At 69.6% G+C, this 17,512-nt stretch carries 17 protein-coding genes; 9 read left to right on the forward strand and 8 right to left on the reverse strand.

Annotated features, from left to right (window positions below; translation table 11 throughout):
• Nucleotides 1-32: 32 nt before the first annotated feature.
• Complete coding sequence (locus tag LT972_RS09455; RefSeq protein ID WP_232569831.1) at nt 33-1,748, reverse strand: flippase activity-associated protein Agl23; 1,716 nt, start codon at nt 1,746-1,748, stop codon at nt 33-35.
• Nucleotides 1,749-1,865: 117 nt separating this feature from the next.
• Between LT972_RS09455 and ribH the strand changes: the two genes are divergently transcribed.
• Genes ribH through LT972_RS09475 form a run of 4 tightly spaced genes read left to right on the forward strand, consistent with a single transcriptional unit; the run spans nt 1,866 to nt 5,172 of the window.
• A complete protein-coding gene (gene ribH / locus LT972_RS09460) occupies nt 1,866-2,267 on the forward strand; it encodes a 6,7-dimethyl-8-ribityllumazine synthase (protein ID WP_232569833.1) in 402 nt (133 codons plus the stop codon).
• A complete protein-coding gene (locus LT972_RS09465; RefSeq protein ID WP_232569835.1) occupies nt 2,264-3,406 on the forward strand; it encodes a pyridoxal phosphate-dependent aminotransferase in 1,143 nt (380 codons plus the stop codon). The genes ribH and LT972_RS09465 overlap by 4 nt, the downstream gene beginning before the upstream one ends.
• Nucleotides 3,407-3,451: 45 nt before the next feature.
• On the forward strand, nt 3,452-4,645 hold the full coding sequence (locus LT972_RS09470) for a cation:proton antiporter (protein WP_232569837.1): 1,194 nt from the start codon (nt 3,452-3,454) through the stop codon (nt 4,643-4,645).
• A 50-nt stretch (nt 4,646-4,695) separates the two neighbouring features.
• The gene (locus LT972_RS09475; RefSeq protein WP_232569839.1) at nt 4,696-5,172 is read left to right on the forward strand and encodes a cation:proton antiporter regulatory subunit; all 477 of its coding nucleotides are present in this window, start codon (nt 4,696-4,698) and stop codon (nt 5,170-5,172) included.
• A gap of 1 nt (nt 5,173) precedes the next feature.
• On the opposite strand, the gene LT972_RS09480 is transcribed toward LT972_RS09475, so the two are convergent.
• Both LT972_RS09480 and LT972_RS09485 read right to left on the reverse strand, forming a co-directional pair.
• Complete coding sequence (locus LT972_RS09480) at nt 5,174-6,427, reverse strand: Glu/Leu/Phe/Val family dehydrogenase (RefSeq protein ID WP_232569841.1); 1,254 nt, start codon at nt 6,425-6,427, stop codon at nt 5,174-5,176.
• A 71-nt stretch (nt 6,428-6,498) separates the two neighbouring features.
• Nucleotides 6,499-7,344 (reverse strand): HpcH/HpaI aldolase/citrate lyase family protein, encoded by an 846-nt coding sequence (locus LT972_RS09485; protein ID WP_232569843.1) that lies wholly within the window; start codon nt 7,342-7,344, stop codon nt 6,499-6,501.
• Nucleotides 7,345-7,622: 278 nt separating this feature from the next.
• Between LT972_RS09485 and LT972_RS09490 the strand changes: the two genes are divergently transcribed.
• From LT972_RS09490 to LT972_RS09500, 3 genes are all read left to right on the forward strand, one after another.
• Nucleotides 7,623-8,102 carry a MaoC family dehydratase gene (locus tag LT972_RS09490; protein ID WP_232569845.1) on the forward strand — a complete coding sequence of 160 codons (480 nt, stop codon included), beginning with the start codon at nt 7,623-7,625 and terminating at the stop codon, nt 8,100-8,102.
• A 141-nt stretch (nt 8,103-8,243) separates the two neighbouring features.
• The gene (locus tag LT972_RS09495) at nt 8,244-10,007 is read left to right on the forward strand and encodes a M3 family oligoendopeptidase (RefSeq protein WP_232569847.1); all 1,764 of its coding nucleotides are present in this window, start codon (nt 8,244-8,246) and stop codon (nt 10,005-10,007) included.
• Nucleotides 10,008-10,049: 42 nt separating this feature from the next.
• Nucleotides 10,050-10,481, forward strand: a complete 432-nt coding sequence (locus LT972_RS09500; protein ID WP_232569849.1) for a DoxX family membrane protein — start codon at nt 10,050-10,052, stop codon at nt 10,479-10,481.
• A 4-nt stretch (nt 10,482-10,485) separates the two neighbouring features.
• Here the strand turns inward: LT972_RS09500 and LT972_RS09505 are convergent, their stop codons facing one another.
• The gene (locus LT972_RS09505) at nt 10,486-11,691 is read right to left on the reverse strand and encodes a DUF418 domain-containing protein (protein WP_232569850.1); all 1,206 of its coding nucleotides are present in this window, start codon (nt 11,689-11,691) and stop codon (nt 10,486-10,488) included.
• Between the two features lie 123 nt (nt 11,692-11,814).
• Nucleotides 11,815-13,596, reverse strand: a complete 1,782-nt coding sequence (locus tag LT972_RS09510; RefSeq protein ID WP_232569851.1) for an acyl-CoA carboxylase subunit beta — start codon at nt 13,594-13,596, stop codon at nt 11,815-11,817.
• A 96-nt stretch (nt 13,597-13,692) separates the two neighbouring features.
• Here LT972_RS09510 and LT972_RS09515 point away from each other — a divergent pair, with 96 nt between their 5' ends.
• Together LT972_RS09515 and LT972_RS09520 are read left to right on the forward strand one after the other, a co-directional pair.
• Nucleotides 13,693-14,715 (forward strand): NAD(P)/FAD-dependent oxidoreductase, encoded by a 1,023-nt coding sequence (locus LT972_RS09515; protein ID WP_232569852.1) that lies wholly within the window; start codon nt 13,693-13,695, stop codon nt 14,713-14,715.
• Nucleotides 14,716-14,753: 38 nt separating this feature from the next.
• Nucleotides 14,754-15,326 (forward strand): peroxidase-related enzyme, encoded by a 573-nt coding sequence (locus LT972_RS09520; RefSeq protein ID WP_232569853.1) that lies wholly within the window; start codon nt 14,754-14,756, stop codon nt 15,324-15,326.
• Nucleotides 15,327-15,374: 48 nt separating this feature from the next.
• Here LT972_RS09520 and LT972_RS09525 read toward each other — a convergent pair whose 3' ends face one another.
• From LT972_RS09525 to LT972_RS09535, 3 genes are all read right to left on the reverse strand, one after another.
• Nucleotides 15,375-15,758 (reverse strand): DUF7344 domain-containing protein, encoded by a 384-nt coding sequence (locus tag LT972_RS09525; RefSeq protein ID WP_232569854.1) that lies wholly within the window; start codon nt 15,756-15,758, stop codon nt 15,375-15,377.
• Nucleotides 15,759-15,826: 68 nt separating this feature from the next.
• On the reverse strand, nt 15,827-16,804 hold the full coding sequence (locus tag LT972_RS09530; RefSeq protein ID WP_232569855.1) for a lamin tail domain-containing protein: 978 nt from the start codon (nt 16,802-16,804) through the stop codon (nt 15,827-15,829).
• A gap of 76 nt (nt 16,805-16,880) precedes the next feature.
• Nucleotides 16,881-17,324: a DUF302 domain-containing protein gene (locus tag LT972_RS09535; protein ID WP_232569856.1), complete on the reverse strand. Its 444-nt coding sequence runs from the start codon at nt 17,322-17,324 to the stop codon at nt 16,881-16,883.
• Nucleotides 17,325-17,512 lie beyond the last annotated feature (188 nt).

The following is a 17,512-nucleotide window of genomic DNA, read 5'->3' on the forward strand; positions in this document are numbered from 1 at the left end:
CATAAGAATTGTCGAACGCACCCGGGTAGTGTTCACGAACTCGGATATCCCGCGGCGTCGGTGTCGACCCAGACGACGAAGATTGTGTTCCGGGACGTGAGTTCGTACGTCCAACTCTCGTAGCCGCGCTCGGAGAGAACCGGGTTCAGGTCGCCGTAGTGTCCCGCGCGAGCGATGACAACCGGCGCGCGACACGACTCGAACTCGCGGTCGGTCACCGAGCGCTCGCAGTTCGTGAGGTCGGACACCGACACCGTCGAGTCGGTGACCGCGCCCGCGCGTTCGAGATACCACGGGAGCGGCAGGCGGTTGAACCAGTTCGTGTCCGCGACGCCGCTCGGTTCGGTCTTGTCGTAGTCGCCGTACACGTGGAAGTGGTCGCCGAAGAACAACACGTCCGTGCCGTCGTCGTGGGATTCGGCGACGGACTCGACGGCGTCCAGCGTCTCCCGCATGTCACTCGCCGGCTGGCCGTACTGGACGAGCGTGTTGTCGTCGTCCTGTGGCATGATGTACGACGTTTCGGCGGTGACGACGCCCATCTGGGCGACGGCGGCGAGCAACACGAGCGCGGCGAGCCCGACGCCGACGCGGTCGTCGGACTGGAGCGCGCGCCGCCCGCGGTCCACGACGAGGCGGAAGCCGACCGCCGCGGGAATCGCGAGCGGGACGACCGCGTGCGTGACCGACCAGTGCCCGGAGATGTCGGTGATGACGGGGTAGACGACGACGCTCGCGACGCCCCAGTAGCCCGCGAACAGCACCAAATCCCGGGGGTCGTCGGCGACGTAGCGCTCCGCGAGGAAGCCGACGACGGCGGCCGCCGACAGCATCAGCGACGTGGCGCCGAGGGTGCGGACGGCGTGTTCGAGGAACGCGACGTAACTCTGCTCGCGGCTGACGCCGCCGACGCCCCACGTCCCCCAGAACTCCTGCCACGCGCCCCACGTCGCGTCGGCGAGCACGCCCGGAATCAGCGACGGGTCGCCGAACGCGTCGTAGAACGCGGGCCGGGGCGCGTAGAAGAGGACGGTGACCGCGAGGAAGGCGAGTGCGGCGCCGGCGAGCGCGCGCCGCCACGCGAGCAGGCCGCGGGCCGCCCACCGGAGTTGGTCGTGGGCGGCGGACTCCCAGGACTCGCCCCGCGTTCGGGCGGTGAACAGGCGCGCGTCGAACAGCAGCGCGGTCGCGCCGGCGAACATTCCGACGTAGACGAGCGCGTTCTCCTTGGAGGCGAACGCGAGCGCGAGGAACGCGCCGGCGGCGACGAGGTAGCCGCCCTTCCGGGTGTCCATCGCGCGCACGACGAGGCCGAGTGCGGTGACGGCGAACGCGGCGACGAGCACGTCGCTGCGCATGAACCGCGAGTAGTAGACGAGCAGCGGGTTCAGCGCGAGCAGGCCGGCGAGCGCGGCGACCTCCACGTCGTCGAGGCGCGTGCGAAAGAGGAGCGCAGAGAGCGGGAAGAGGCCGCCGACGGCGGCGACGACGGCGCGCGCGACGAAGTCCGAGGTGCCGAACAGACCGAACAGGAACTCGTTGACGTGGAAGACGAACGGACCGTGGACGATGGCGCGGTAGGCGTACTCGCCGGAGGCCTGGTACTGGAGAATCCAGTAGCCGACCCGGGCCTCGTCCCAGTGGAAGACGCGTTCGCCGAGGAACGCAAAGCGGAGGGCGAGCGCGAGGAGGGTGGCGGCGGCGACGGCGACGACGGCACGGCGGCGTCCTGACCGGGCAGAGACCATGCGTTGTTCGCCCAACGGACCCGGGTGCATACAAGTTTTCCGTGTGAACGGCGCTGCGTTTGGCCAGCGTTGCCTGGTAGCGGTAGGTCTTTGTCCGGGCCGGGCCACCGTCCGAGTATGGTAGGTCTCGGGCTGGTCGTTGCGGAGTTCAACCGCAGCGTCACCGAACAGATGGAGTCCGCGGCGCGCGACGCGGCCGCCGACGCGGACGCTGACGTGGTGGAGACGGTACACGTGCCAGGGGCGTACGACGCGCCGCTGGCGGCGGACCGACTCGCGCGACGAGACGAAGTCGACGCGGTCGCCGTCGTCGGCGCAATCGTCACCGGCGACACGGACCACGACCAGGTCATCGCGAACGCGGCGGCACAGAAACTCACGGACGTGAGCCTCGACCGGGACACGCCGGTGACGTACGGCGTGTTGGGGCCGGGAATGTCCGGGGCCGAAGCACGGGAGCGCGTGGACAAGGGAGCGGACGCGGTCGAGGGCGCGATAGCCCTCGTGGAGGAACTATGAGATTCACGGACAGAGTCACCAGCGTCGAACCGAGTGCGACCCTCGCGGTGAGCAACCTCGCGAGCGAACTGGAAGCGGACGGCGTGGACGTCGTCGACCTCTCGGTGGGCGAACCGGATTTCGACACGCCCGAGAACATCAAGCAGGCCGGGAAGGACGCGATGGACGCCGGCCACACGGGGTACGCGCCGTCGAACGGCGTGCCGGAACTCCGGGAGGCAATCGCGTCGAAGCTCCGCGACGACGGCCTCGACTACGACGCCGGGAACGTCATCGTGACGCCGGGCGCGAAGCAGGCCCTCTACGAGACGTTCCAGACGCTCGTGGACGACGGCGACGAGGTCGTCCTCTTGGACCCGGCGTGGGTGTCCTACGAGGCGATGGCGAAACTCGCCGGCGGCGAACTCTCGCGTGTCGACCTCGCGGCCCACGACTTCCAACTGGAACCGGCGCTCGACGACCTCGCCGAGGCAGTCTCGGACGACACCGCGTTGCTCGTGGTGAACTCCCCGAGCAACCCGACGGGCGCGGTGTACTCCCGCGAGGCGATGGAGGGCGTCCGCGACCTCGCGGTCGAACACGACCTGACCGTCGTCTCCGACGAAATCTACCAGCACATCAACTACGGCCGCGAGCACGTCAGCCTCGCGGCGTTGGACGGGATGTTCGAGCGCACGGTCACCATCAACGGCTTCTCGAAGGCGTACGCGATGACCGGGTGGCGACTCGGCTACCTCGCGGCGCCGGAGGAAGTCGTCTCGCAGGCGGGGAAGGTGCAGTCGCACTCCGTGTCGTCGGCGACGAACTTCGTCCAGCGCGCGGGCGTCGAGGCGCTGGAGAACACCGACGAGTCCGTCGCGGAGATGGTCGAGGCGTTCGAGGCCCGCCGCGACCGCCTCGTCGAGTTGTTCGCCGAACACGGGAAGGACGTGACCACGCCGGACGGCGCATTCTACCTGATGCTCCCCGTAACAGAAGATGACCAACAGTGGTGCCAGGACGCGCTGAAGGACGCGCACGTCGCGACCGTTCCGGGGTCGGCGTTCGGCGCGCCGGGGTACGCGCGCCTCTCGTACGCGGCGAGCACCGAGCGACTCGAAGAAGCCGTCGAGCGACTCGCAGACGCCGGCTACCTGTAGCCGGGACACGACCGCTTAAGTCGCTGCCCGCGGAGAGGAAAGACGATGGCCGAGACACTCCTCTTGCAGGCGGGCGTGATGTTCGCGGCGGTGGCAGCCGTGGGCGTGCTCGCCGACAGAGCGGGCGTCTCACCGATTCCGCTCTACATCGTCGCCGGCATCGCCGTCAACGAGTACGTCGCGGGCGGCGCCGGACTCCCGTACGTCCACGAGAGCGAGTTCGTCGCCGTCGGCGCGGAACTCGGCATCGTCTTCTTGCTGTTGTTCCTCGGCCTGGAGTTCGACCTCGGGCGGTTGGTGCGCGAGCGGTCGAGTCTCCTCCGAGCGGGTGTCGCGGACTTCGCCGTGAACTTCGCCGTCGGGCTCGCGCTCGGGTGGGCGCTGTTCGGGTCGCTGCGCGCCGGCGTACTCGTCGCCGGCATCGTCTACATCTCGTCGAGCGCCGTCATCACGAAGACGCTACTCGACCTCGGGTGGATTGCGAACCCGGAGAGCGGGCCCGTCCTCGGGACGCTCGTCTTCGAGGACCTCGTCATCGCGGTGTACCTCGCCGTCGTCTCGGCGGTCGTCCTCGGCGGCGGCACGCTGGCGGAAGCCGCGCCGACTGTCGGCGTCGCCGTCGGCTTCCTCGCCGTCCTCGGCGTGCTCGTCGCCGTCGGCGAACCGGCGCTCGCCAGGCTGTTGGACACGAACTCCGCGGAGTACTTCGTTTTGCGCGTGGTCGGCCTGACGGTCCTCGTCGCCGGCGCGGCACTCGCGGTCGGCGTCAGCGAAGCGGTCGCCGCGTTCTTCGTCGGCACCGCGCTCGGCACGACGGAGTTCGCGCACGTCGTCGAGGAGCGCCTGACACCCGTGAAAGACACGTTCGCGGCCGTCTTCTTCTTCTGGATCGGCCTCCTCACCGACCCGGCCGCGGTGGTCGGCGTCCTCGACGTCCTCGCCGTCGCGGTCGCCGTTTCCGCGCCCGCGAAGGTCGTGAGCGGCTACTACGGCGGTCAGGCGTACGGGCTCACCGACCGGCGGTCGCTGCGCGTCGGGCTCGCGCTCGTGACCCGCGGCGAGTTCTCGCTCATCATCGCCGCCGCCGCGACGGCGGCCGCCGGCACCACCATTCCCGTCGCGCTCGCGAACGACGTGTACGCGTTCGCAGTCGGTTACGTGCTCGTGATGAGCGTCCTCGGCACCGTGTTGATGCAGTACTCGGGGGCGGTCGAGCGGTACCTCCCGGCCACCGGGTAGTCACGCCGGACCGACGGTAGGCTTTTGCTCCGGCCGCCGGAAGTCCGACCATGACCGTCTACGAGACCGACATTCCGGGCGTCGGTCGGAAGTTCGAGATGGACATCGGCGGCGGCGAGCGCGTCGTGGTCGTCGTCCACCACGACAGGCGATGCGAGGTGTTCCGGCGGCCGGACCCGGACGCCGACAGCGAGAAACTCCTCGACCTCTCCAGCGACCAAGCGAACAAACTCGGCTCCATCCTCGAGGGCGCGTACTTCGAGTCCGTGGACGTCGGGTCGCTCACGGTCCCGCTCGGGGACGCCATCATCGAGTGGTGGGAGGTCGAGGACGGGTCGTCGTTCGCCGGGCGGACGCTCGCGGAGATGAACGTGCGAGCGGAGACAGGCGTCTCGGTCATCGCCGTCCAGCGCGGCGACGAGACGATTGCGAACCCCGACCCCGAGTTCGAGGTGGCGGACGGCGACCTCCTCGTGACGGTTGGGACGAGAGCAGAACAGAACGCGCTCGAAGAGTTGCTGGGTTAGGTCACGGCCAGCTGCCGCTGCCCTCGTAGGCGTCGACGACGCGCTGGACGGCGACGACGTACGCGGCGGTGCGGAGGTTCGGCGCGCCGGTGTCCTCGAAAGCGTCGGTCATCGCGTCGAAGGCGTCCGTGATGACGGCTTCGAGTTCCTCGTTGACGCGTTGTTCGGTCCACTGGAAGCGCTGGCGGTTCTGCACCCACTCGAAGTACGAGACGGTGACGCCGCCCGCGTTCGCGAGAATGTCCGGTACGACGGTGATGCCGCGCTCCGTGAGCACGTCGTCGGCGTCCGGCGTGAGCGGGCCGTTGGCGGCCTCCACGACCACGTCAGCGTCCACGTCGTGCGCGAGGTCGCCGTCGATGGCGTTCTCGAGCGCGGCGGGGACGAGGAGGTCGACGTCGAGGGTCAGGAGGTCCTCGTTGGTCATCTCCTCGGTTGCGCCGTCGTAGCCGGTGACGCTCCCGGATTCGGCCTTGTACTCCTTGACGTCTCGGGCGTCGAGGCCGTCCTCGTTGTAGATGGCGCCCGAGGAGTCGGAGACGGCGACGACGTTCGCGCCGAGGTCCTCGATGAGGTAGGCGGCGATGGAGCCGGCGTTCCCGTACCCCTGTACGGCGACGCTCGCGCCCTCGATGTCGCGGTCGAGGTAGTCGAACACCTCGCGGGCGGCGAACATCGTGGAGCGACCGGTCGCCTCGACGCGGCCCTCGCTCCCGCCGTTCTCCAGGGCCTTCCCCGTGATGACGCCGGGCGCGGTGGTGTTCTCGAGTTTCTCGTAGGTGTCTTTGATCCAGTTCATCTCCCGCTGGCCGGTGTTCACGTCCGGCGCGGGCACGTCCTTGTCCTCGCCGATGAGCGGGCGGAGTTCCTTCGCGAACGCTCGCGTGATGCGTTCGAGTTCGTCCTCGGAGTAGTCGCTCGGGTCGATGACGATGCCGCCCTTCCCGCCGCCGTACGGGATGTCGACGACGGCGGTCTTGTACACCATCCAGCCGGAGAGCGCCTTCACCTCGTCGCGGGTGACGCCCGGGTGGTAGCGGATGCCGCCCTTGTACGGGCCGCGGTCGCCGTTGAACTGCGAGCGGAACGCCGTGAACGTCTCGATGGTGCCGTCGTCCATCTCCACGGACAGGGTGGTCTCCAGCACGCGCTCGGGGTGTTTGAGGCGCCGGAGGACGTCGTCCCGCACGTCGAGATACTCGCCTGCGTCGTCGAGTTGCTCCTGCAGGTTCTCGAACGGATTGGACTGTGTCATCATTTGTCTCGATTCCGGGTGTCGGGTTAAGCGTGGCGGATTGACGGGGATGATACGCGATTGACGGCGGATTAGCGGTCGGCCGCGTTCGCGCGCGCCACGATTCGCTCGGCCTGCGCAATCAGCGGCGCGTCTATCATCTCGCCGTCCACGCGGAACACGCCTCTCCCTTCCTCGTCGGCCGCTCGCTTGGCTTCGAGGACGCGCTCTGCCCACTCCACCTGCTCGGGGTCGGGCGTGTACGCGTCGTTGATGGGCGCGACCTGCGCGGGGTGAATCGCCATCTTCCCGTCGAACCCGAGGCCCGCCGCGAACCGCGTCTCAGCGGCGAGACCGTCGGTGTCCTCGATGTCCGTGTAGACGGTGTCGATGGCGTCGACGTCCGCCGCGCTCGCCGCGAGCACGACGTGTTCGCGCGCGTGTAGAACCTCGGTTCCCTCGTCGGTGCGCGTCGCGCCGATGTCCGCAGAGAGGTCCTCGGCGCCGAACACGAGCGCGTCGGTCGGTTCCTCGGCGGCGATGGATTGAGCGTTCAGCACGCCCGCCGCCGACTCCACGAGCGCGAGCACCGGCGCCTCGGCGTCGTGTTCGTCCAGCAGGCGACCGAGCGTCGCCACGTCGTCCGCGTCGCCCGTCTTCGGGAGCATCACCGCGTCGAATCCGCCATCCGAGAGGACGGCTTCCACGTCGTCGCCCGCGCCCGACCCGACGGGGTTGACGCGCACGCACACCTCGCAGTCCGGGTCGAACTCGGCGTCGTCGAGCACGCCCCGGACCGCCGCCCGCGCCTCGTCTTTCTGCCCCGGCGCGACTGCGTCTTCGAGGTCGAACACCACCACGTCGGCGCCCGCGCCGGGCGCCTTCCGCATCAACTCGGGCTGGTCGCCCGGCGAGAACAGCACGCTTCGTCTGACCATACCGGAACGAGTGAACCGCGTGCCTTGTAGGTTTCCGGACTGTGTTGAGGACGCGGATTCGGTGGCTATCGACTCGCCGCCGACGCTGTTTAGAAAGCCCCGGCGCGCGACGCAAGCACCGAGGGAGCGACGCGACCGAGGCGCACAGCGAGCGCACCGAGTCCACCGCGTCGGGGCTTTCGAAGCGGCCTACCAACTGTTGGAGTCGTCGCCACTGACACCGAGAAACGAGACGAACTTCCGGAGTCGTTTTGCCGGAGGCGAGAAACGTCCCGAGTATGCCCGGCCTGTACTACGAGGAGTTCGAGGAGGGGGAGACAATCGAGCACGACCGGCGACGCACCGTCTCGGAGTCGGACAACCAGCAGTTCTGCGACATGACGATGAACCAACAGCCGCTGCACCTCGACGCGGAGTTCGCGTCCGAGACGCAGTTCGGGGAGCGCCTCGTCAACGGACTCTACACGATGAGCCTCGCCGTCGGCATCACCATCCCCGAGACGACGGACGGCACCATCGTCGCGAACCTCTCGTACGACGACGTGGAGCACCCGAACCCGGTCTTCCACGGAGACACCATCCGGGTGCAGTCCACCGTCACCGACAAGCGCGAGACGAGCGACGGCGAGCGCGGCGTCGTCACGATGCGCGTCGAGGTGTTCGCCGTGAACCGCGAGAACGAGGGCGGCGATTCGCCGCTGGTCTGCGAGTTCGAACGCACCGTCCTCTCGCTCAAGCGCGAGCACGCCGCCGAGTAGCGCGGAGGCGACTCGCGTCGTGCCGACGACTGGCACGCCCGCGGTACACTTTTGTCAGTTCGCGGTGACGACGAACTGTGCTCAGCTAGCGTCGTCGCAGTCCGCCAGCGCCGCCCGCCGACCGACACCCGCTAGTCACCGATGTACGATTCACGCGACGACGTCCCCGAGACGCACCGCTTCGACCTGACCCGCATCTTCGACGGCCGCGAGGACTGGGCCGACGCCGCCGACGCACTCGCCGAGTCGATAGAGACGTTCGACACGGACCGCCCGGTCGGCGACGTGCTCGCCGACTTCGAGGCGCTGTCCGCCCGCGACCACCGCCTCCGCACGTACGCCAGTCTGCGCGCCGACGTGGCGACCGGCGACGACGACCGAGCAGCCGACCGCGACCGCGCCGAACGCTTGCACGGCGACGTGATGCGCGTTCGCGACGACGTGGAGCGCCGCGTCCGCGAGGCCGACTACCGCGGCGCCGTACCGAGCCGATTCTCCCGCTACGTCGCGGACATCGAGCGCCGCGCCGACCGCGCGCTCGACCCGGCGGCCAGCGACCTGCTCGCCGCGCTCGACGACGTGCTCGACGCCCCGAAGCGCGTCCACCGCGCGCTCGTCGACCGGGACTTCGACCCGCCGGAAATCGAGGTCGACGGCGAGGCCGTCGTCCTGACGAGGAGCGAGCGCTCCCGAATCCAGAGCGAGGGCGACCGCGACGTCCGACGACGCGCGTTCGAGGCGGTCAGAGAGGCGTTCCGCGACCGGCGCGCGACACTCGCCGCGAACCTCGACACGATGGCGCGCCGGAACGTCCGCCTCGCCGACGCGAGGGGCTACGACAGCGCGCTCGACGCGGCGCTCGCTGGCGACGACCCGTACGTCGCGTGCCGGCCGCAGGGCCGCCTGCCGACCGACACGTACGACGCGCTCGTCGCCGGCGTGCGCGCGAACCTCGACCCCAAGCACCGCCTCCAGCGGCTCCGCCGGGAGGCGCTGGGGGTCGAGACGCTCCGGCCGTGGGACTTGCAGGCCGCGCCAGTCGACGGCGACGCGCCCCGGTACGACTTCGACGAGGCGCGCGACCTGATTCTGGACGCCGTCTCGCCGCTCGGCGAGGCGTACCGGGCTCGGCTCGAAGTCGTCTTCGGCGAGCGTCGCGTCGACGCCTTCGACCACGCCGGAAAGACCGAGCGGGGCGCGGGCTACGCGACGCACGCGCCCGGCGCCGGGCCGTTCGTGCTCGCGCGCTGGGACGGGTCGCTCGGCCACCTGTTCCTGCTCGCGCACGAACTCGGACACGCCGTCCACTCGTCGTTCGCGGACGACGCCCAGCCACACGTCACCTCGGGCATCCCCGGGCCGACCGCGGAACTCCCGAGCAAACTCCACGAGGTGCTGCTCGTCGACCAACTCCTCGACGCGACGACGGGCGACGAGCGCGCCGCCGTCGCGACGCGGGCGATGCGGAGCGTCGGCGCGAACCTCTTCTACTCGGCGCGCTGGTCGGCGTTCACCCACCACCTCCACGAGCGCGTCGCGGCCGGCGACCGTCTCACGGCGGACTGGCTGGACGAGACGTACGGCGACCTGTTCGCCGAGTTCGACCCCGTGGTCGCGCAGACCGACGGCCTCCGCGCCGGGTGGACGACCGGCCTCTACGGCGTCCCGCTCTACCACCACTACCCCTACATTCTCGGGACGGCGGGCGCGCTCGCGGTGGCTGACGGCCTCGGTGGGAAAACCGACCCGACCGACTACGTCGCGTTCCTCGAAGCCGGCACGTCGGCGCCGGCGGTCGAACTGCTCGCCGACCTCGGGGTCGACGCCGCGAGCGAGAGCGCCGTCTCCCGCGCAGTCTCGCGGTTCGACGACTACGTCGACGCGTTCGCTGACTCCACTTGGTAGCGGACGCCAGCAGTTTTCCGAGCGCGCTTCCTCGATGCATGCATGGACGTCCGAGCGCGTGCCGCCGCCGTCCGCACCCGCGCGAGCGCCGCGGCCGAAACCGCGCCCGAGCCGGCGACAATCGCGCGCTGGGGGCTCGGCCTGATGCTCGTCGCGGCGGGTGCGCACAAACTGCTGAACCCGGCCGGCTGGACGGTCTACGTCGCCGACTGGCTGGCGCCGTGGCTCGTCGTCTCGCCCCGAGCGTTCATGCTCGTCAACGGCTACCTCGAACTCGGGTTCGCCGCACTCCTGCTCGCCGACCGCTGGGCGTGGGTCGCGGCGCTCGTCGCGGCCGTCTCGCTCGCGGCGACCACCGCGTACCTGACCGTCGTCTGGGTCGACACCGGCGCGTTCGGGGACGTGGTCGCGCGGGACGTGGGGCTGACGGGGCTGGCGCTCGCGGTGCTCGTGGACGCGCTCGGCGAGAACTGAGCGGCTACCGGTCGGTTCGGCGAATCGGCTGGCGCTCGCCGTACGTCAGGGTTCGCCACAGCCACTCCAGGGGTCCGTACCGGTACCGGCGGAGCCACGCCACCGACACCGCGATTTGGAACGCCCAGATGGCGGCGACGACACCGAGCGCTTCCACGCGGGAGACGCGCCCGAACAGGCCGAGGCCGTGGCCGTAGAAGATGGTCGTCGCGAGCACCGACTGGAGGATGTAGTTGCTGAACGCGGTCCGCCCGATGGCGGCCAGCCCGTGCGTGACGCGCCCGCCGGGCCGCCGCCGCGACAACAGCATGACGGCACCGATGTACGCGCCCGCCATCGGGAACGCGCCGAAGTAGATGAACTGCTGCCAGTACAGCCCCGCGGTCGGCGACCAGCCACTCGACTCGACGTACGCGGCGCCCGCGACCATCGTGGCGACGCCGACGACGCCGCCGACCGCGACCAGCAGGCGGTAGAACCGCGCCGACCGCTCGTTCGTCAGGACGCCGGTCTTGAACAGCGACATCCCGACGAACATCGCGCCGGCGGTCCGCCACCCGGTCGCGGCGAGGTAACTCGTCGTCTGTCGGCTCCACGCCGACGCCGCGCGGTGGTCCATCTGGGCCAGCCAGCCGCCGCGGTACGTCGCCACTTCCGCCTGCAGCGCGGACTCGGCGGGGCGCCACGCCGGAACGAACGACGACACGTCGCCGGACGTCGCCGTGAGCAATTCGAGCAGCGACGGCACGACGAACAGCACGGCACCGACGGTGGCGAGGAATTTCGCGGACTCGTCGCGCGCGAACACGACGAACAGCGCGGTGACGCCGTACGAGACGAGGATGTCGCCGTACCACAGCAGGTACGCGTGCGCGAGGCCGAACACGACCAGCCACAGGGAGCGCCGGTAATGCAGGCGCAGCGTGGTCAGTTGGTCGTCGAACTTCCGCGTGAACAACAGCACGCTCGCGCCGAACAGCATCGTGAACAGGGTGAGGAACTTCCGCTCGGCGAACACGTACCCGGCGAACCACGCCCAGTAGTTCGCCCCGGAGAAGTCGCCGTACACGGTCGGGTTCAACAGGACGGCTTCCGGCATCGAGAACAGGCGGATGTTGATGACGAGGATGCCGAGGAGCGCGAACCCGCGGAGCGCGTCCAGGCCGACGATTCGCTCGGACGGCGGCGTCGGTGCCGCGTCGTCGGTCACTGTCTCCCGGTTCGGTCCGCCACTCGGTCCCGTCGCTCGACTCCCTCCATCGGCTACCGGACGGTAGTCGGGCCGGCACAAAGGTGTTGCGTACGACGGTTTGCGGTCGGGGCGGCGCGCCGATTACAGGATGGTGCCGTGTTTCTTCGACGGCCGGTCTTTCTCCACGTCCTCGTAGAACGCAAAGCGGTTCGCGAGTTCGGTGCGGAGTTCCGACGGCGGGACGATTTCGTCGATGACCGTCTCGCTCGCCATCCGGTGGACGTCGATGTCCTCGCGGTACTCCTCGCGGAGTTCCTGCTCGCGCTGTTTGCGCTCCTCGGGGTCGTCGATGGCGTTGAGTTTGTTCGCGTAGACCGCGTTGATGGCGGCTTCCGGGCCCATGATGCCGATTTCGCCGGAGGGGAGCGCGATGACGGATTCGGGGTCGTAGGCGGGGCCGGACATCGCGTAGATGCCGGCGCCGTACGCCTTCCGGAGGACGACCGACTGCTTCGGGACGGTGGCCTCGCTGGTGGCGTAAATCATCTTCTTGCCCTTCTCCAGAATCGCGTCCTTCTCGACCTGACTGCCCGCCATGAAGCCGGGCGTGTCACAGAGGTAGAGCAGCGGGATGTTGTACGCGTCGGACTTCCAGACGAACTCCGCGGCCTTCTCGGCGGCGTCCGGGAAGATGGCGCCGGCGCGCTCGGCGGGCTGGTTCGCGACGATGCCGACCGTGCGGCCGTCGATTCGCGCGTACCCCGTGATGATTTCCTTCCCGTACTCGGGCTGGAGTTCGAAGAAGGAGTCCCGGTCGACCACGCGGTCGATGAGGTCGTGCATGTCGTACGCGCGGTTCGGGGCTTCCGGAATCAGGCCGTCGATGCCCGAAGTGGGCTTCGCGGGGTCTTTCGCGGGCTGACTCGGCGGCTTCTCGTCGCTGTTGTCCGGGAGGTACTGGACGAGGTCCGCGACGAGTTCGCGGGCGTGTTCCTCGTCTTTCGCCACGAGGTCGGCGCTCCCGGATTCCTCGGCGTGGACGTGGGCGCCGCCGAGGTCCTGCATCTCGATTTCCTCGCCGGTGACCATCTTCACCATCCGCGGAGACGCGATGGCCATCGCGGACATCCCCTCGACCATCACGGTGAAGTCCGCGAACACCGGCGTGTACGCGGCGCCCGCGATACACGGCCCGTACAGCACGCAAATCTGGGGGACGCGCCCGGAGAGCCGGCTGTGGTTGAAGTAGTACTTCCCGATGCCCTCGCGGTTCGCGAAGAAGCCGGTCTGCTGGTCGATGCGACCCCCGGAGGAGTCCATCAGGTAGAGCACGGGCTTCCCGGTCTTGAGCGCGCGCTGTTGCATCCGCAGGAACTTCTCGACGCCGCGCTCGGCCATCGACCCCGCCTTCACGGTGAAGTCGTTGGCCATGAAGTGGAGGTCGCGGCCGTCGAAGTCGGCGGCGCCCGTGATGAGGCCGTCCGCGGGCAGGCGGTTGCCCTCGTCGGCCTCCTCGACCTCGGGGCTGTCGGGGTGCCACGAGTCGAAGTTCGCGAACTTCCCGTCCTCGAACAGGAGGTCGCCGTCGCCGTCGCCGTCCTCCTCGCCGAACCAGAGGTCGAGGCGGTCCCGGACGAACAGTTTGTCCTGCTCGCTGAGGCGTTCCTTGTACTTCTCGGGGCCGCCGTCGAGGATGTCCGCGATTTCCTCGCGGAGGCGCTCCTCTCGCTCGGTCGGGCCGAGGTCGTCGAACGCTTCCTCGGCGTCCGCGTCGGTCGGTTCCTCGGGCGCCTCGGCGGTCGCCGCCGGTTCGTCGGCGTCACCGAGGTACACCTCCACGTCGTCCCGGACGTGTTCGGCGAGCGCCGCCGCGACCGCTTCCGCTTCGGACTCGGTCGCGCCGCCGCCGATGCGTACCTTCATAATTTTTGCCTGCTTGTGGCTCCCGCAAACCTCTTTCTCTTTCGGGCGGGTTGCCGGAGGGGCGACGAATAAGCCACGCGCGACCGAAGCGGCGGTATGACCGAACCGCTGGCAGTCGTCGGCGCGGGCGCGGCGGGCGCGGCGGCCGCCTACCGGCTCCGCGACGCGGACCGCGACGTGACCGTCTTCGAGAAGTCCCGCGGCGTCTGCGGGCGCGCGGCGACGCGCCGGAAACACGGCTGTCGGTACGACCACGGCGCGAACTACGTGAAGCCCGGCGACGGCCCGGTTCAGGGCTTGCTCGACGAACTCGGGAGCGAGGGGCGCCACGACATCGCGGAGCCGGTGTGGACGTTCGACGGCGACGGCGCAGTCGCGCCCGGCAGGGACGGCGACGGGCCGAAGTGGACGTGGGAGGCGGGCATCACCCAACTCGCGAAGCGCCTGTTCGCGGAAGCCGACGCCGCGGTCCACCGGGAGACGCGAATCGAGTCGCTCGCCCGCGAGGGCGGCCGGTGGACGCTGACGGACGCCGACGGCGAGACGTACGGCCCGTTCGCGGACGTGCTCCTCACGCCGCCAGCGCCCCAGACCGCCGACCTGCTCGGCGCGACCGACTGGGGCGGCGACCGACTCGCCGACGCTCGCGACGCCGTCGCGGCGGTTCCGTACCGGAGTGTCGTCACCGCCGTCCTCCACTACACCTTCGAACTCGACCGGGAGTGGTACGCGCTCGTGAACACCGACGACGCCCACGACGTGGGGTGGCTCTCCCGCGAGGCGTGCAAACCCGGGCACGTTCCGGACGGCGAGAGTCTGCTGGTCGTGCAGATGGCGCCCGACTGGTCCAGGGAGCACTACGACGACCCAGCCAGCGAGCAGACCGAGGCGGCGGCCGAACTCGCCGCCGAACTGGTGGGCGACGACCGCCTGCGCGACCCGGACTGGACGGACACGCAGGGCTGGCGGTACGCGCTCCCCGAGGCGGCAGTCGACCGCGAACCGGTGGCCGCGCTCGCGAACGCCGGCCTGCACGTCGCTGGCGACTGGGTGGTCGGCGAGGGGCGCGTCCACCGCGCGCTCGAATCCGGACTGGCGGCGGGCGACCGACTCCGGTAGGGACAACTGCTTTGGTGGCGGCCGCCCCGGATTGAGCCATGAACGACGACGCGATGCGACGGTTCCCCGTCCCCGACGAGTCGGACCTCCCGGACGACCTGCGCGAGCGAATCGAGGACGAGACCGAGCGCGCCGGCTTCACGCCGAACGTGTTCGCGGCGTACGCGTACAAGCCGAGTCACTTCCGGCCGTTCTTCGACTACTACGACGCGCTCGTCGAGGACACGCCCCTCGCCCGCGAGGAAGTCGAGATGATTGTGGTGGCGGTCTCCGGCGCGAACGACTGCCTCTACTGCGTGGTCGCCCACGGCGCGCTCACCCGCATCTACGCCGAGGCGCCGAAACTCGCCGACCAACTCGCGACGAACCACCGCGTGGCAGACGTGTCCGAGGAGCACCGCGCGATGCTCGACTTCGCCGTGAAACTCACCGAGTCCCCCGCCGAAGTCACGGAGGACGACGTGCAGGCGCTGTACGACGCCGGATTCTCGCAGGAGGCGGTCTGGGATATCGGCTCCGTGGCGGCCTTTTTCAACCTCTCGAATCGGATGGCGACGCTCGCTGACATGCGCCCGAACGACGAGTTCTACACGCTCGGCCGCGGCGAGTAACGCCGCTCTCGCGGGGGTGTTCGTGACCGAGCGCGCTCGGGATGCGAGTCAGTCGCCGCGCCGCCGTTCGAGGCCGCGACAGCCATCAACGAGCGCCGCCGGGAGCGCGCTCGCGTCGGCGTACACGGCTCTGAAGACGGCCGCGACCTGATCGAAGTTCGGGCCGCGTCGCACCAGTCCGCGGTCTCGCTCCCACTCGACGTACTCGGGGGTCGCGAGCGCGGGGAGGTGGCGGTGATAGAGGCTCGTGGCGAAGCGGTCGCGGTCGGCGGGCGGCCGGGCAGTGACGGCCGCGTCGGGCAGTTCGAGGGCGTCGTCGGGCGCGGCGTCCCGCAGCGACACGACGATCTGTCGGCGGGGCTCCGCGGAGAGCGCGTCGAACACCTGGTCCCAGTTGTCGGCGGCCGGCTTGCCGACCACGGATTGCGGCATACGGTTGTTGTCGGCGTGCCTATACAAAACCGTTGTGTAGGATGAAAACCATGTTTGGGGCCACCCCATCAGTCGTACGCGTACTCGGCCACGAGGTCGCCGGCGGCGGACCGAACCGAGACCGTGTCGCCGCTGTTGTTCCACACCGGCGAATCCGCGCCCCAGTAGAGTTCCGTCGCCGAGTTCCGGCCGCTCCCCGTGTACACCGTCACCGTCGCGCCGGCGTCGAGTTCGAACCCGGCGGGGAACACGTACTCGTGGTCCGCCGCGTCCGAGAGCGTCCACCCGCCCAGTTCGAGGGGTCGGTCGGTCGCGTTCTCCAAGACGACGTACTCGCCGTTCAGGTTCGTGCGGTCGTCGCCCTCGGCGTCGGCGTTGACCGTCGCGATGCGGAGCGCGCCCGACCCCACCTGCGTCGTCGTCGCGTCCTCGTCGAAGGTCCAGACGCCGCGACCGGCCTCACGGGCCGCCGCCTCCGCCGCCGCGAACTCGTCGCGCCGCGAGAACGCCGTGTCGTAGAGTCGCGCGTACCCCTCGTCCAGGAGTTTGCGGTTGAACGACACCGGGTCGTCCGGCGACTGGGAGACGTACGCGAGCAAGCGCCCGAACCCGCCGCGCCGGTCGGCCACCGGGTCGGCCTCGACGTAGATGTCGCGGCCGCCCAACTGCTCGACGGCGAACTGCTTCGCGCGCTCGCCCCACGCCGCGAGGTGGCGGTGGCCCGCCTCCGACTCGGGAATCCCCGGCCACTCGCTCGGGTTCGTGTCGCCGGCGCGCGTCTCCGGCGTGTCCACGCCGAGGAGCCGAATCGTGTCCTGCACGCCGTTCGCGAACTCCACGTCGACGGTGTCGCCGTCCACGACGCGCAACACGGAAACGGTCCACGAGGTGCGCTCGCCCGACGGCGTCGCCGTCGCCTCCGGGGTCGTGGACGCCGGCTCCGCGGTCGGCGTGCTGTCGGGGTCGCGTCCCGTCGTACAGCCGGCGAGCGACGCGCCGAGCGCCGCCGCGGACGCGAGCACTGCGCGCCGAGAATAGCCGCTCATACGCTAACGAAGGCGCGACGCCGCCTTGAACGTGTGGCTCGCCGCGCGCCGCGGGCGGTGCCCGCGGTCAACCGCGTCACTCGCCGAGGTTCGCGAAGGCTTCGTCGACGAGTTCGCCGGTTTGGGCGACGATGTCGGCCATCTCGTCGTCGTCGGCCGGGAGGCCGAGGAGGCGGGCGATGCGCATAATCGAGACGTGGTAGACGCGCTGGACGCCGGGCTCTTCTTCCCAGACGACGACGTTACACGGCATCAGCGCGCCGAGTTTGTCGTCCGTGGCGTCGAGCGCGCGGTCTGCGACTTCGGGATTACACGCGCCGAGCACGTAGTAGGGGTCGCGGCCCGCGTCCACCTTCTCGTTCAGCATCTCGGACGGGGAGAATTCGACGGGAATACCGAATCCCGCGTCGGTGAACACGTCGCGGACGTGCTCGATTGCGTCCTCGTGGTCCATCTCCAGGGTGGTCTGGGCCTCGCCGTAGTCCTCGGGGTCGATGTCGCTCGGGTCAATCGGGAGCATCGTTCGTGTGGAGTATTGGGTTTACGGAGCAAACTATTTTCGCATCCGGCGGCTCACTCGGTCGGCGGGCGGCCGCGACCGGACAGGGATTGCGTTTTCGGTTCGGGGAGGCGCTCGACCCGGCCCGCCACTGGACGCGGCGGACGAGAAAGCAGTATTGCATCTATCTTGCACAACAACTAAGTCGG

Source organism: Halobacterium litoreum (genome assembly GCF_021233415.1).
Classification (GTDB): Archaea; Halobacteriota; Halobacteria; order Halobacteriales; family Halobacteriaceae; genus Halobacterium; species Halobacterium litoreum.

What these genes read in the sequence shown, in the direction of transcription:
- ribH (WP_232569833.1), top strand. Translation starts at nt 1,866, where the DNA reads ATGGTAGGTCTCGGGCTGGTCGTTGCGGAGTTCAACCGCAGCGTCACC.
- LT972_RS09475 (WP_232569839.1), top strand. Translation starts at nt 4,696, where the DNA reads ATGACCGTCTACGAGACCGACATTCCGGGCGTCGGTCGGAAGTTCGAG.
- LT972_RS09485 (WP_232569843.1), bottom strand. Translation starts at nt 7,344, where the DNA reads ATGGTCAGACGAAGCGTGCTGTTCTCGCCGGGCGACCAGCCCGAGTTG.
- LT972_RS09520 (WP_232569853.1), top strand. Translation starts at nt 14,754, where the DNA reads ATGAACGACGACGCGATGCGACGGTTCCCCGTCCCCGACGAGTCGGAC.
- LT972_RS09480 (WP_232569841.1), bottom strand. Translation starts at nt 6,427, where the DNA reads ATGACACAGTCCAATCCGTTCGAGAACCTGCAGGAGCAACTCGACGAC.
- LT972_RS09510 (WP_232569851.1), bottom strand. Translation starts at nt 13,596, where the DNA reads ATGAAGGTACGCATCGGCGGCGGCGCGACCGAGTCCGAAGCGGAAGCG.
- LT972_RS09455 (WP_232569831.1), bottom strand. Translation starts at nt 1,748, where the DNA reads ATGGTCTCTGCCCGGTCAGGACGCCGCCGTGCCGTCGTCGCCGTCGCC.
- LT972_RS09465 (WP_232569835.1), top strand. Translation starts at nt 2,264, where the DNA reads ATGAGATTCACGGACAGAGTCACCAGCGTCGAACCGAGTGCGACCCTC.
- LT972_RS09490 (WP_232569845.1), top strand. Translation starts at nt 7,623, where the DNA reads ATGCCCGGCCTGTACTACGAGGAGTTCGAGGAGGGGGAGACAATCGAG.
- LT972_RS09530 (WP_232569855.1), bottom strand. Translation starts at nt 16,804, where the DNA reads ATGAGCGGCTATTCTCGGCGCGCAGTGCTCGCGTCCGCGGCGGCGCTC.
- LT972_RS09495 (WP_232569847.1), top strand. Translation starts at nt 8,244, where the DNA reads ATGTACGATTCACGCGACGACGTCCCCGAGACGCACCGCTTCGACCTG.
- LT972_RS09500 (WP_232569849.1), top strand. Translation starts at nt 10,050, where the DNA reads ATGGACGTCCGAGCGCGTGCCGCCGCCGTCCGCACCCGCGCGAGCGCC.
- LT972_RS09470 (WP_232569837.1), top strand. Translation starts at nt 3,452, where the DNA reads ATGGCCGAGACACTCCTCTTGCAGGCGGGCGTGATGTTCGCGGCGGTG.
- LT972_RS09515 (WP_232569852.1), top strand. Translation starts at nt 13,693, where the DNA reads ATGACCGAACCGCTGGCAGTCGTCGGCGCGGGCGCGGCGGGCGCGGCG.
- LT972_RS09525 (WP_232569854.1), bottom strand. Translation starts at nt 15,758, where the DNA reads ATGCCGCAATCCGTGGTCGGCAAGCCGGCCGCCGACAACTGGGACCAG.
- LT972_RS09535 (WP_232569856.1), bottom strand. Translation starts at nt 17,324, where the DNA reads ATGCTCCCGATTGACCCGAGCGACATCGACCCCGAGGACTACGGCGAG.